Origin of the sequence: Mesobacillus zeae (assembly GCF_003570705.1) — a bacterium.
Lineage (GTDB): Bacteria > Bacillota > Bacilli > Bacillales > Cytobacillaceae > Mesobacillus_C > Mesobacillus_C zeae.
In genome coordinates, this window is record NZ_QWVT01000029.1 from 307,414 (window position 1) to 320,176 (window position 12,763).

Annotated in this window: 13 protein-coding genes, 4 pseudogenes and 1 other annotated feature; of the genes and pseudogenes, 14 read left to right on the forward strand and 3 right to left on the reverse strand. The window is 45.4% G+C overall.

The genetic code is table 11. From position 1 onward, the window contains the following. The 12 genes and pseudogenes from minD (at window position 1) to D1970_RS17455 (ending at window position 9,865) form a co-directional block, all read left to right on the forward strand. Window positions 1-807 (forward strand): septum site-determining protein MinD, encoded by an 807-nt coding sequence (gene minD, locus D1970_RS17400; RefSeq protein ID WP_119114127.1) that lies wholly within the window; start codon window positions 1-3, stop codon window positions 805-807. A gap of 125 nt (window positions 808-932) precedes the next feature. Continuing rightward, window positions 933-1,703, forward strand: coding sequence for a M23 family metallopeptidase (locus tag D1970_RS17405; RefSeq protein WP_119114128.1), 771 nt, complete (start codon window positions 933-935; stop codon window positions 1,701-1,703). Next, window positions 1,696-2,562 (forward strand): M50 family metallopeptidase, encoded by an 867-nt coding sequence (locus tag D1970_RS17410; protein WP_119114129.1) that lies wholly within the window; start codon window positions 1,696-1,698, stop codon window positions 2,560-2,562. The genes D1970_RS17405 and D1970_RS17410 overlap by 8 nt, the downstream gene beginning before the upstream one ends. A 78-nt stretch (window positions 2,563-2,640) precedes the next feature. Beyond that, on the forward strand, window positions 2,641-4,119 hold the full coding sequence (locus D1970_RS17415) for an Rne/Rng family ribonuclease (RefSeq protein WP_246369968.1): 1,479 nt from the start codon (window positions 2,641-2,643) through the stop codon (window positions 4,117-4,119). A gap of 68 nt (window positions 4,120-4,187) precedes the next feature. After that, window positions 4,188-4,266 (forward strand) — a sequence feature (ribosomal protein L21 leader region). A 14-nt stretch (window positions 4,267-4,280) separates the two neighbouring features. Next, window positions 4,281-4,589 carry a 50S ribosomal protein L21 gene (gene rplU / locus D1970_RS17420; RefSeq protein WP_071460263.1) on the forward strand — a complete coding sequence of 103 codons (309 nt, stop codon included), beginning with the start codon at window positions 4,281-4,283 and terminating at the stop codon, window positions 4,587-4,589. A gap of 12 nt (window positions 4,590-4,601) precedes the next feature. Beyond that, window positions 4,602-4,946, forward strand: a complete 345-nt coding sequence (locus D1970_RS17425) for a ribosomal-processing cysteine protease Prp (protein WP_119114131.1) — start codon at window positions 4,602-4,604, stop codon at window positions 4,944-4,946. Next, window positions 4,947-5,240, forward strand: coding sequence for a 50S ribosomal protein L27 (gene rpmA, locus D1970_RS17430; RefSeq protein ID WP_119114132.1), 294 nt, complete (start codon window positions 4,947-4,949; stop codon window positions 5,238-5,240). Between the two features lie 158 nt (window positions 5,241-5,398). Further along, on the forward strand, window positions 5,399-5,953 hold the full coding sequence (locus D1970_RS17435) for a sporulation initiation phosphotransferase B (protein ID WP_119114133.1): 555 nt from the start codon (window positions 5,399-5,401) through the stop codon (window positions 5,951-5,953). Between the two features lie 96 nt (window positions 5,954-6,049). Continuing rightward, window positions 6,050-7,354, forward strand: a complete 1,305-nt coding sequence (gene obgE / locus D1970_RS17440) for a GTPase ObgE (RefSeq protein ID WP_119114134.1) — start codon at window positions 6,050-6,052, stop codon at window positions 7,352-7,354. Between the two features lie 15 nt (window positions 7,355-7,369). Further along, complete coding sequence (thrR, locus tag D1970_RS17445; RefSeq protein ID WP_119114135.1) at window positions 7,370-7,825, forward strand: transcriptional regulator ThrR; 456 nt, start codon at window positions 7,370-7,372, stop codon at window positions 7,823-7,825. A 35-nt stretch (window positions 7,826-7,860) separates the two neighbouring features. Continuing rightward, window positions 7,861-8,706, forward strand: coding sequence for a prephenate dehydratase (gene pheA / locus D1970_RS17450; RefSeq protein ID WP_119114136.1), 846 nt, complete (start codon window positions 7,861-7,863; stop codon window positions 8,704-8,706). 90 nt (window positions 8,707-8,796) lie between these two features. After that, a pseudogene (locus D1970_RS17455) lies at window positions 8,797-9,865 on the forward strand (HTH domain-containing protein). Window positions 9,866-9,942: 77 nt separating this feature from the next. On the opposite strand, the gene D1970_RS17460 reads toward D1970_RS17455, so the two are convergent. The 3 genes and pseudogenes from D1970_RS17460 to D1970_RS23460 all read right to left on the reverse strand — a co-directional run. Then, window positions 9,943-10,476, reverse strand: a complete 534-nt coding sequence (locus tag D1970_RS17460; protein WP_119114137.1) for a transcription repressor NadR — start codon at window positions 10,474-10,476, stop codon at window positions 9,943-9,945. A 302-nt stretch (window positions 10,477-10,778) separates the two neighbouring features. Further along, window positions 10,779-11,330: pseudogene (locus D1970_RS23455) on the reverse strand (aminotransferase class V-fold PLP-dependent enzyme); the annotation flags it as partial. 74 nt (window positions 11,331-11,404) lie between these two features. Next, window positions 11,405-11,563 (reverse strand): annotated as a pseudogene (locus D1970_RS23460) (hypothetical protein); the annotation flags it as partial. Here D1970_RS23460 and D1970_RS17475 point away from each other — a divergent pair. Beyond that, a pseudogene (locus D1970_RS17475) lies at window positions 11,496-12,079 on the forward strand (quinolinate synthase NadA); the annotation flags it as partial. The pseudogenes D1970_RS23460 and D1970_RS17475 sit on opposite strands and share 68 nt — an antisense overlap. A gap of 334 nt (window positions 12,080-12,413) precedes the next feature. After that, window positions 12,414-12,763: SafA/ExsA family spore coat assembly protein (gene safA, locus D1970_RS17480; RefSeq protein WP_119114139.1), on the forward strand; the 350-nt coding region annotated here is incomplete at its 3' end.

The following is a 12,763-nucleotide window of genomic DNA, read 5'->3' on the forward strand; positions in this document are numbered from 1 at the left end:
GTGGGAGAAGCAATCGTGGTTACATCCGGAAAAGGCGGGGTTGGCAAAACGACAACTTCTGCAAATATTGGTACGGCTTTGGCTCTTCAAGGCAAAAGAGTATGTCTTGTCGATACCGATATCGGTCTGCGTAACCTGGATGTCGTGATGGGGCTTGAAAACCGGATTATATATGATCTCGTCGATGTAATCCAAGGAAGATGCAAAATCCACCAGGCGCTTGTCAAGGACAAAAGGTTCGAAGACAAGCTTTATCTGCTCCCGGCAGCACAGACATCCGACAAGACAGCAGTACAGCCAGAAGAAATGAAGAAGCTGATTGATGAACTGAAACAGGATTATGACTATATTATCATAGACTGTCCAGCAGGCATTGAGCAGGGCTACAGGAACGCTGTGGCAGGGGCAGACAGAGCCATTGTTGTCACAACGCCGGAAGTTTCCGCTGTGCGCGATGCGGACAGAATTATAGGGCTGCTCGAAAAGGAAGAGAATGTCGAACCTCCGAAGCTCGTAATCAACCGGATTCGGAACCATCTGATGAAAAACGGAGATATGCTGGATGTTGATGAAGTGACATCACATCTTTCCATCGGGCTGATCGGGATAGTTGCTGATGATGATGAAGTCATCAAAGCATCAAACCATGGCGAGCCGATTGCGCTTAATCCGAATAGCAAAGCATCGATTGCTTACCGCAATATTGCCAGAAGGATCCTTGGGGAATCAGTTCCTCTCCAGCAGCTTGATTCAGGAGACGAAGGCATGTTTACAAAAATTAAGCGCTTTTTTGGAGTGCGTTCATAAAATAGCCGGACAAAGCCTCAGGAATTCGTTCCTGAGGCTTTGTTGTTCTTTCAGCTGTTGGAATACTATCCCTGACAGTTTCATAGACTTGTACAAACTGTCTAAAAGGGATGGGTGAAAGAGAAATGGGGTCAAGAGCTGACGATATAAGAAAGAGGATTGAAAAGCGCAAGAAGGACAGGGAAAGGTCTTCAAAACGCGGTTATTCCGGAAAGATACCGGAGACAGAGGAATTGTATGGCTTTGCGCCGATGCCTGCCTATGAAACCAGTCCCGGAGAAGGAAATCATCCCGTGTTCAGCAAGGAAGTGTTTTTGTTTAAGCTTCTCTTTTCGGCATGCCTCGTACTGGTTGTCTCCATTCTGTTCCGCAGCGGACCGGAAACGGCCGCCCCGGCCAAAAAATTTGTTGCAAGCACGATGGAAAAAGAGTTTCAATTCGCCATGGTTTCAGATTGGTATGAACAGCAGTTCGGAAAGCCGCTGGCCCTGCTGCCGCAGCAAGTAAAAATCAAAGAAAAGTCAAACAACGTAAACAACGGCTATGCATTGCCGGCTTCAGGGAAGATTCTTGAGGAGTTCGGGGACGATGGACAAAAAATCACCATTGAGACTGGGAATAATGCAAATGTTGAAGCAATGAGTGGAGGGCTTGTCAGATTTGCCGGGAATAAGGAGGGTTTCGGGAAAACGGTCATCATCCAGCACGCTGATAAAAGCGAGTCCTGGTATGGGAATTTAAGCGGCTTTGACGTAAACGTGTATGAGTATGTAAAAAAAGGCGAGCCGGTGGGAAAAACAACCTCAAGTGATGATGGAAGCAAGGGTTCTTTTTATTTTGCCATCAAAAAAGGGGATGACTTCATTGATCCAATGCCGGTGATCAAATTTGAATAGAGCCATGGATTTGCTAAAGAAAATCAGCATCCATCCTATCCTCTGGATTGTTATGTTCCTCGCTGTCGCAACAGCACATTTTATTGAACTGTCACTGCTCCTGTTTATCATCCTTGTCCATGAACTTGGCCATGCAGCGGCCGCTTCATTGTTTTCATGGAGAGTCAGGCGGATATCTCTTCTTCCATTTGGAGGAGTGGCAGAAATGGATGAACACGGTAACCGTTCCCTTTTTGAAGAGAGTGTAGTGGTGGCTGCGGGTCCCCTGCAGCATATCTGGATGGCAGCCGCGAGCTTCACGCTTTATTCCGCAGGGCTGCTGCCAGAGTATTGGCATTCGCAGTTTATTGACTTTAACTTAATGGTACTTCTATTCAACCTTCTTCCTATCTGGCCCCTCGACGGGGGAAAGCTACTGTTTTTGCTCTTTTCTGTGAAGTTGCCGTTTCCGCAGGCACATCGGCGGACGCTAATATCCTCTGCTGCATTCCTATTGATTTTTGCAGCAGCCATTACAGTAATCGGGCCATTCACATTAAATATATGGGTGATTTTTGGCTTTCTTTGCTTTTCACTTTACTATGAGTGGAAGCAGAGAAGATATGTATTTTTGCGTTTCCTCATGGAAAGATATTATGGCAAGCAAGGGGACTTCCGCCATCTGAAGCCGCTTAACGTAAGCGAGGAAGAGGGGCTGCTCGCTGTCCTGGAGAGGTTTCAGCGCGGATGCAAGCACCCTGTCATTGTTACAAAGGAAGACGGAATCGAGGCAGCGCTTGATGAAAATGAACTTCTTCATGCTTATTTTACGGAAAAAATGCTTTCTGCAAAAATTGGAGATTTGCTTTACACATATTGACCATAGGATAATAGACAGGCAGGGAACACGCCCTGCCTTTTTGTTATGGGAAAATTTTTGTCGAAGCGGGGAAATATTTTGGACAGACTGATTATCAATACATTGACGGCTGAAAAAAGGTTTGCGTCTATAAAGAACGGCAAAGCTGAGAGGCTTTATATTGAACAGCCCGGGCAGCAGTCCCAGGTCGGAAACATCTACCTAGGGATTGTCGAAAAAGTTGTTCCCGGAATGAATGCGGCATTTGTGAATTTCGGATGTGAAAAAAGCGGATATCTTCACCGTGACAAACTTCCATCCTTTGTCCAGGAACACGGCAGCAAAGCCGAAAAGCAAGGGAGAAGCATCAGCCGTTATGTCCATCAGGGTGAGCGGCTGCTTATTCAGGTAGAAAAAGACGCGGCAGGATCAAAGGGAGCCAGGCTGACAGCCGTTATTGAGCTGAAGGGTCGCCATCTTGTTTACATGCCCTCGGGAAAATATGTTGCGGTTTCGAAAAAACACGGAAACCCTGAGCTTAGAAAGAACATGCTACAAATTGGAGAGTCGATTAAAACCGAGACAGAAGGGCTCATCTTCAGGACCTCAGCGGTCAATCATGAACAAAAAGAGATAGAACAAGATCTTCAGGAGCTTCGCGATCTCTTTTCAGACATTCAGCGAAAGTCGGATGCCCTAAAAAAGCCGGGCTTGGTCCATGGAAAGGACTACTTCTACGAAGAGCTGACAGGGGAAATCGACAGGCATAGGAATGCGGAAATCGTTTCGGATGACCCGGAAATGCGGAAGAAGCTCGCTGGATATAAATCTGGACAAGGCACTGAGGCGAACATAGTCTCTTACAGCGGAGCTGAAAACATTTTTTCTTTCTACGGAGCAGAACATGAAATTGACAAGGCGCTGAAAAGAGTGGTTTGGCTTGAAAATGGTGCTTATCTTATTTTTGATGCAGCCGAGGCATTGACCATCATTGATGTTAATACCGGAAAATTTACAGGGAAAAATAATCTTGAGGAGACCGTATTTGCCGCCAATAAACTCGCTGCGGAAGAAATTGCCCGCCAAATCAGGCTTCGTGACTTGGGCGGGATGATTCTTATCGATTTCATAGACATGAAGGACCAGGAGAGCAGGGAGGAGGTTGCACGGATTCTTGAATCCGCTCTTGCCGAGGACAAACGCCGGACTAGAATTGCTGGGTTTACATTGCTCGGTGTCCTGCAGCTGACAAGAAAGAAGACAAAGCTTTCAATAACAGAAGCCCTGACAGAAAAATGCCGGGTATGCAGCGGCGCCGGGCACGTCCTCAGTTCTGAGACGATGGCATTCCGCCTTGAAAGGGAATTATGGGAATACCGCGGATCCGATTATGAAGCAGTCCTTGTGGAAAGCGATTCAGAGGTTGCAAATTTTTTCTTGGCCAATGAGGGGGAGCATAAAATCCGCCTTGAGCAAGTACTTGGATTAAAAATTTCTTTCTTGATTGCTGATTCCCCCAAACCTTTTTATTCGGTCAGGAAGCTTGGAAATGTTCGAGAAATATTTGAAAGCGAGTAATGCATTAGAAATATGATTGACACCTGCCAGCCTTATATGATAGTATTTTCATGTTATGTTTGTAGCGCACCACGCTACAACCGCACGGAACAGGCAATCAAGTTTTGCTTTTAGCAAGCGCCTGTCATGGCGAGTCTTAGTTCAGAGGAGGTGCAAGTGGAATGTACGCAATTATCGAAACTGGCGGAAAGCAAGTCAAAGTAGAAGCAGGACAGGCTATCTACATTGAAAAGCTGAACGCAGAAGCAGGCGAAACAGTTACTTTTGACAAAGTTCTATTCGTTGGCGGCGAAAACGTGAAAGTAGGAAGCCCTGTTGTTGAGGGAGCTACCGTGACAGCTAAAGTTGAGAAACAAGGCCGTCAAAAGAAAATCATCGTTTTCAAATACAAAGCGAAAAAGAACAACCGTAAAAAGCAAGGTCATCGTCAGCCTTATACAAAAGTTGTTATCGAAGCAATCAACGCTTAAGGCGGATATTAAATGATTTCTGTTACGATTTATCGTACTCAGTCCGGAAAAATTCAATCGTTTATGATCAGCGGTCATGCTTTCTATGCTAACAGAGGCAAAGACATTGTCTGTGCAGGCGTGTCGGCTGTTTCTGTTGGTGCAATCAATGCCGTTCATAAAGTTACTGGCATCACACCAGAGTTTGAAGTGGGTGAGGCTGGCTATCTTAGCTGCAGCATCCCTAATGACCTTCCGGAAGATGTCAGTGACAAGGTACAGATTCTGCTCGAAGGAATGATTGTCTCATTGCAGACGATTGAAGAAGAATACGGAAAGCACATAAAAATTACCTTCAAAAAGCAGGAGGTGGAATAAATGTTACTAAAATTGGATCTTCAGTTGTTCGCATCGAAAAAAGGTGTAGGTTCCACAAAGAACGGACGTGACTCCATCGCTAAGCGCCTTGGCGCAAAGCGTGCGGACGGCCAGTTCGTTACAGGCGGCTCCATTCTTTATCGTCAGCGCGGAACTAAAATTTACCCAGGTGTAAATGTTGGCAAAGGCGGAGACGATACACTATTTGCAAAGGTTGACGGCGTTGTAAAATTTGAGCGCCTTGGCCGCGACAAAAAGCAAGTAAGTGTCTACCCAACTGCACAAGAAGCTTAAGCAAAGAAACCCTGACCTTTTGCGGTTGGGGTTTTTTTTTGCTATTGGAAACGGAAAAAATTCCGTTTGCAAGCGTTTATTTATCCCTTTTTGCTTACGCTTCCAGGCTTTTTTGTTATACTATTTTCAAGCAGTAAAAAGAGTAGGAGCAAATATGTATGAAAAAAGAGTGGGATACCATCAAGGTATTGCGGCATGCACGCCATGATTGGTTGAATAAGCTGCAGCTCATTAAAGGCAATCTCTCCCTGAACAATGTGGACCGGGCAAAGGACATAATTGACGAGATCATCATTGAAGCCAGGCAGGAAGCAAAGCTAACTAATCTGAACCTCCCTCAATTCGCCTCTTCGCTGTTAACCTGCAATTGGGAAAACCATTTCTTCCAGCTTGAATATGAAATAGTTGATTCGCGGCACCTTGGCTTAATCCATGACAGCCTTTTGGCACAATGGGCAGAAGGGCTGTTTGCAGCCCTCGATGCTTCCATCGAGAAGTATCAGGAAAATCATCTATCGGTTTCCATTGAACCGGGAAGTGACGGAATCAGGTTCTTTTTTGATTTTTGCGGAACAATAACAGATAAATCGGCATTGACTGATTTCCTCGTAAGGCATGCAGAACCATCCTTGCCGGTCATGGATTGGGAAATCGGGGATGCCGAGATGTCCATTGAAGTTTTTAGCCTGTATTGCAGGGGAATGTTGAAATAGGCTAAAGGCTTCAAGGAACGATGCAAATCGGAAAGCTGCGGCTTTGCCGCTATTTGCCGAATATAAAACAATTGTGGACAGGTGGTAATTTACAAGATGTTTGTCGATCAGGTTAAAATATATGTAAAAGGCGGGGACGGAGGCAACGGAATGGTTGCTTTCCGCCGCGAAAAATATGTACCGAACGGGGGTCCTGCCGGTGGAGATGGAGGCCGTGGGGCTAATGTGATCTTTGAGGTGGAAGAAGGCCTTAGGACACTTATGGATTTCAGGTATCAGCGCCATTTCAAGGCTCCGCGCGGCGAGCACGGAATGTCGAAAAACCAGCATGGGAAAAACTCCAAAGACATGATTGTCAAAGTTCCTCCTGGTACAATCGTATCGGATGCTGAGACAGAGGAAGTCATCGCAGATTTGACTGAACACGGCCAGCAGGCTGTCATTGCGAAAGGCGGAAGAGGCGGACGGGGCAACTCACGGTTCGCAACCCCTGCCAATCCGGCACCTGAGCTTTCTGAGAACGGGGAGCCTGGGCAGGAAAGAGATGTTATCCTTGAATTAAAGCTTCTTGCTGACGTAGGACTTGTCGGTTTCCCAAGTGTCGGAAAATCGACACTGCTTTCTGTTGTTTCTGCAGCGCGCCCAAAAATTGCCGAGTATCATTTTACAACGATTGTGCCGAATCTTGGAATGGTGGAGACAGAGGACGCGAGAAGCTTCGTCATGGCGGACCTTCCTGGACTGATTGAAGGCGCGCACGCAGGCGTAGGCCTTGGCCACCAATTTTTAAGGCATATCGAACGGACCCGGGTCATTGTCCATGTCATTGACATGGCTGCTATTGAAGGCCGTGATCCTTACGAAGACTATCTTACAATCAATAATGAACTGAAAGAATATAACCTGCGTCTGACAGAAAGGCCGCAAGTCATTGTAGCTAATAAAATGGATATGCCTGGTGCAGAAGAAAACCTCGCTGCCTTTAAAGAAAAGCTGCATGAAAATGATATGGTCTTTCCTATTTCAGCCTTTACGAGAGATGGGCTGCGTGACCTTCTGTTTGCCATCGCGGACTTGGTCGATAAGACACCGGAATTTCCGCTCATTGAGGAAGTGGAAGAGGATCAGGAGCAAGAACAGGGTGTCAACCGTGTTGTATACAGGCATGAAGAAGACAAGGACAAGTTTGCCATCACGAGGGATTCCGACGGAACCTTTGTTCTTTCTGGTGAAACCCTTGAGAAATTGTTTAAAATGACGAACTTCGCCAGTGAAGAATCTACCAGGAAGTTTGCCCGGCAGATGCGCGGCATGGGAATTGATGATGCGCTAAGGGAACGCGGGGCGAAGGATGGGGATACAGTCCGCATCCTGAAGTATGAATTCGAGTTTGTTGAATAATCCAGAGGTGGAGAAATGAAGCTGAACAATGAGGATAAAAAGTTTTATCTTGTCAGGGAAGATGTCCTGCCGGAAGCGATGAAAAAAACGCTGGAAGCCAAGGAAATGATTGAACGGGGGAAAGCTGAATCTGTATGGGATGCGGTCCATCGTGTCGACCTGAGCAGAAGCGCTTTCTATAAATATCGCGATACGGTATTTCCTTTCCATACGATTGTCAAGGAGCGGATTATCTCCCTGTTTTTCTACCTCGAAGACAGGTCAGGAACCTTGTCGCAGCTACTGGCAACGGTCGCCTCATCAGGATGCAATGTGCTTACGATACACCAGACGATTCCACTTCAGGGAAGGGCCAATGTTACCCTCAGCCTGAACGTGACAGAAATGAATATGTCAATGGACGAGCTGCTTACAGGCCTTCGCAAGCTTGAATTTGTCGAGAAAGTCGATGTGCTTGGATCCGGGGCGTAGAGAGAAGCTTTCGCGTGCGAAGGGGGGATGGAAAATTGAGAATAGGTTTTTTGGGGCCGTGCGCCACGTTCACTGATTTGGCTGTTCGCCGGCTGTTTCCTCAAGAGGAATCTGTGCCATATTTGACAATACCTGAATGTATTGATGCAGCTGCAGCAGGAGAAACGGAAATTTCGGTTGTCCCTTTGGAAAATGCTCTTGAGGGTTCTGTTAACATCACGCTTGACTATCTGGTACATGAGGTCCCTCTTCGGATCATCGGGGAAGCAACAGCGCCGATTCAGCAGCATTTAATGGTTCATCCGGCCAATGCAGGAGGAAAAGAGATTGAACTGGTCTGTAGCCATTCGCATGCACTTGCACAGTGCCATAAATTCCTGCATCATGAATTCCGGGGAGTGCCAAGCCAGAATACAACCTCTACTGCAGCCGCAGCCATGTATGTCCGCGACCATCCCGAAGTGCGGGCGGCAGCAATAGGAAATGGTCTCGCTGCCGAAGAGTACGGACTTGTGATCGTCAAGCAGGACATTCATGACTACAAGTACAACCATACAAGGTTTGTCGTCCTTTCAAGCGCACCGGAGTCCATGCCGCTTTTACCAAATGAGAGTGATTTCTACAAGACAACCTTGATGGTCACGCTTCCTGCTGACCGTGCTGGTGCACTTCATCAAGTCCTTTCAGCTTTTTCTTGGAGAAAGCTGAACCTCTCAAAAATCGAGTCGAGGCCAATGAAAACTGGACTGGGAAAGTACTTTTTTATTATTGATATCGATATGAAAATGGAGGGCATCCTTCTTCCGGGAGCCATGGCTGAGCTTGAAGCGCTCGGTTGTTCAGTGAAAGTTCTGGGCAGCTATCCATCCTATAAAATATAAAACCATCCGGTTTGTAAACTGTACCCCGTAGAGTAGTCACTTTAAAAAAGACTACTCTGCAGGGTCTTTTTGTGTACAATGAATGAAAACGTGAGTAAAAAATTAATTACTGAAAAAGAAATTAAAATATTGTCTAGGAACCCTTATGTTAAATCAGTTAGTACGAAAGGAATCACCTATACAGACGAGTTCAAGCAAAATTTCAGTAAACAAAATGAATCCGGAAAATTTTCTAGAGATATATTTAAAGAATGTGGTTTTGATGTAGAGATGATTAGGATGTATTGAGTCGATTCTTCAGGCATAAGGTGGCGTGTAGCCTATAGAAAAGATGGTGTATTAGGAATAAATGATACAAGGGCAGGAAATTTAGGCAGACCCCGTGAAAGAGAACTCTCAGCCGAAGAAAAGTATGCCAGGCTTGAAGCGGAAAACAACCTATTGAAAGCTGAGAACGAATTATTAAAAAAGATACGATTCGCCGAAAGAGGGCTAAAGAAGAAATAAAGCTACCAGTTGACGACCAAAAATTCATCCTCATCCAATCCGTCATCGAAAAATACAATCTGAAAAACATGGTCAGCTATCTATGTAATATAGCCGGTGTGTCACGTTCCGGCTACTATAACCATCTTTCCGAGAAAGTTTTAGAACGCAGAAAACAAAGGGAAATGGAGGAGGAAGCTGTCCGGGATGTAGTCCTGAAAGCATACAATAATAGAAACCGTAAAAAAGGGGCACACTAGATTAAGATACATTGGCAGGTCAATTTCAGGTTGTCTACAATCTGAAAAGGAGTCGAAGAATCATGAAGAAATACGAAATTATCTGCCCTATCCGGAAGGCAAACCCTTACAGGCATATCATGAAAGCCAACCAGGAGCACATGGTTGGCTTTCATGATATGCTTAATAGGGAGTTCAAACAGGAGATTCCATATAAAGTCCTTCTTACCGATATTACATATCTGTTTTATGGAAAAGGAAAAAAAGCGTATTTATCAACCATCAAGGATGCCTCCACGAATGAAATTTTAGCCTATGAGATTTCAGACCGCATTACACTTGATATGACATATTACAACCGTTATAGATACCAGTGGGATATAAAAAAGATGACCCCTGTTCAATACAGAGATCATCTTCTTAAAGTAGCCTAGCTTTTTTTAAAATGTCCTTTACAAAGGGAACAGTTCATTGCCGGATGTTTTTTTTATTAATCCAGGGCTCAATTGATTTATCCAATCAGAAACCCTGCTTTCCTCAATGCTTCCTCGGCATCATTCAAGATACTCTCGCTTGAAGCGGCAATTGTATGGAGATGGACCCCTTCTGTTAATTCCGACAAGTAGCCGGCGTTTGTAACAAGAATTTTCTCCATGAATTTTTTAACTTCTCTGCGGTTTGAGACCATGATGGAGGCTATTAAATCCCCGTAAACCGGATGTTCAATCCTGACATCCTTCACTGTCGCTCCCTGGTCTACAATAAGGATCAGTTCTTCTTCGGTTCTGTCTGGAGGGTGCATGCAGGCTACAATTCGTTCTAAAAGAGCAGGGGATGGCATGTGCATGTAAAGATAGCCCTGGCTTGTGGCAATGATGGGTTCATTCCTCGCTTTTAAGAGGGTGATGTCTCCGACAATTACCTGGCGGCTTACGCTAGTCAGTGTCGCAAGATCTCCCCCTGTGATGGGTTCTTTGCTGTTCTTCAGCGTTTCCAGCAGGAAGTTTCTTCTATCATCACCCGTGACTTTCTTCATTTGGCTCATTATATCTTCTCCTCGAGTGTCTTCTTATAGAATATTACCACAAAATTGGGGAGCGGTCTTTAACCAGCAGGCACTCCAGCAGCTATTTTGCAGATCAGCCCGGCAAGGCTTTTAACATCCTCCAAAGTTGAACTTCTCCCAAATGAAATTCTAAAAAACTCCTTAGCAAGCTTTTCCTGATATTCCTATTGCCTGCATGGTTGCAGATGGTTCTTGAAGGCCAGTATGGCAGGCTGTGCCAGTAGAAATAGCATAGCCGCTCCGATTGGCCTCAAGCATAACCCATGGGCCCTCAACTCCGTTTATCCCCATTCCAATAAGTCAAGCCAACTGTGATGTTCCAAATGAACCATGAACGATGATTTCTTTGGATACTCCAGCAAGGGACTGTATAAATTCGGAACGCAATAACTGCATAATCGAGCGTTAGTCTGATCAAGGCTGGCCGTAGCTTTTTCAGCAGCGGCCGTCATGGCGAGCACTCCGGGAGCATTGACAGTGCCAGGGCGGAAACCTTTTTCATGGCTCGTTTCTTCAAGGAAAGGTTGCCAGGTGATTTGCGGACGAATGAAAGCTGCCCCTGTCCCTTTAGGAGCGTGAAATTTATGTCCAGATACTGACAGGGCATCAACTGCTGCGGCAGTTTGTTTTATATCGATTTTTCCGAATGTCTGGACGCAATCGCTGTGCAGCAGGATGTTTCTTTCCCTGCAAATCCGACTGATATCATTTATTGGCTGAAGTGTGCCGATTTCGGGGTTTCCATGCTGGATTGAAACAAGGACAGTCTCCTTTGTGATGTTTTGCTGAATGAGTCCTGGATCGATAAATCCATCAGGACTGAGAGGAAGGAAAGTAGTTTTATAATTTCATTTTCAAGCTTTTTAAATGTGTTCTGCACTGAAGGATGCTCCGCATGGCTTGTGATGATGTGCCGTCCGTTTGAAGGAGCGGCAGAAAGGAGCGCGTGGATGGAAAGGAAATTGCTTTCTGAGCCTCCTGAAGTAAAAAAGAGGCCGGAAAAGGATAGAGTGCTTTTCCTTCCCGACCAGCACCTTGGCAGAAATACAGCATTCCAGATGGGCATTGGGCTGGATGAAATGGCAGTGTGGAATCCGCTCGACCTTACATTGGAATTCGATGGACCTCTTGATAAGGTAAAAGTAATTTTGTGGAAAGGTCACTGCTCGGTTCATGAGAACTTTGGCGTTGAACATATCAGCACTGTTCGTGTTCAGCACCCTGATATGAAGGTTATCGTTCATCCAGAGTGCAAGCATGAAGTTGTTGAGCTGTCTGATATGGCAGGTCCACCAACTTTATCATTCAAGCTATTGAGTCTTCCCCGGAAGGTTCAGCATGGGCGATTGGCACTGAGATGAATTTAGTGAACCGACTTATTTCACAGTATACTGTTAAATACATCATCTCATTGAATCCCCACATGTGTCCTTGTTTAACGATGAACCGCATCGATCTCCCCCATCTGGCATGGTGCCTCGAGTCGATTGAAAAAGGGGAAGGGCATAATGTGATAAAAGTCGGGAGTAATGTGGTAGTACCAGCAAAAAAAGCCCTGAACCGAATGCTTGAACAATCGTAACCTCACTGGCTGAGAATGCAATGCAAATGCATCCTTGGATTGTTGAGAAAGGCATTTTATACAGCTTAAATAGAAAAAGGTTGCCATTACCCAGCTAATGTTAGCTGGGTAATGGCGACCTTTTTTGGTTTCACGGCTGTTTTCTTAAGCGCATCCCGAGGTTTTTCTGTTTCTATAAATCTCTTTCGGAAAATCGAGTTTTTTTGTAGGAAAAGCTTTAAATTGAATGCCCACACATATACATGACGAGAGAAGAAAATTTTTTTTTGATTAATGGCAATTTGCCCATACCAACATACAATGTATGGACTTATGCATAGGAGGGGACATCAGAGTGAAGATCCATATCGTACAGAAAGGGGATACCCTTTGGAAGATCGCCAAGAAGTACGGCGTGAACTTTGAAGAGCTGAAGCAAATGAACACACAGCTCAGCAACCCTGATATGATTATGCCCGGCATGAAAATAAAAGTTCCCGCTGCAGGTGGTGCAATAAAGAAAGAAGCTCCAATTGGCGGGGGAGCGCCTCAGGCAAAAATCAACATGGGCAGCAAAAAGGAAATGCCAATAACAGATCATCCATTTGCTAAAGAGAAGCCAATCCCGGCCCCCGAACAGCCAGTACCGGCACCGCAGCCGCCAAAACAGGAAATGCCAAAGATGGAAGCGCCAAAGCAAATGCC

Coding starts and splice junctions, on each gene's coding strand:
- thrR (WP_119114135.1), top strand. CDS start 7,370: ATGAAGCTGAACAATGAGGATAAAAAGTTTTATCTTGTCAGGGAAGAT.
- rplU (WP_071460263.1), top strand. CDS start 4,281: ATGTACGCAATTATCGAAACTGGCGGAAAGCAAGTCAAAGTAGAAGCA.
- D1970_RS17425 (WP_119114131.1), top strand. CDS start 4,602: ATGATTTCTGTTACGATTTATCGTACTCAGTCCGGAAAAATTCAATCG.
- obgE (WP_119114134.1), top strand. CDS start 6,050: ATGTTTGTCGATCAGGTTAAAATATATGTAAAAGGCGGGGACGGAGGC.
- D1970_RS17460 (WP_119114137.1), bottom strand. CDS start 10,476: ATGAGCCAAATGAAGAAAGTCACGGGTGATGATAGAAGAAACTTCCTG.
- rpmA (WP_119114132.1), top strand. CDS start 4,947: ATGTTACTAAAATTGGATCTTCAGTTGTTCGCATCGAAAAAAGGTGTA.
- D1970_RS17405 (WP_119114128.1), top strand. CDS start 933: ATGGGGTCAAGAGCTGACGATATAAGAAAGAGGATTGAAAAGCGCAAG.
- D1970_RS17435 (WP_119114133.1), top strand. CDS start 5,399: ATGAAAAAAGAGTGGGATACCATCAAGGTATTGCGGCATGCACGCCAT.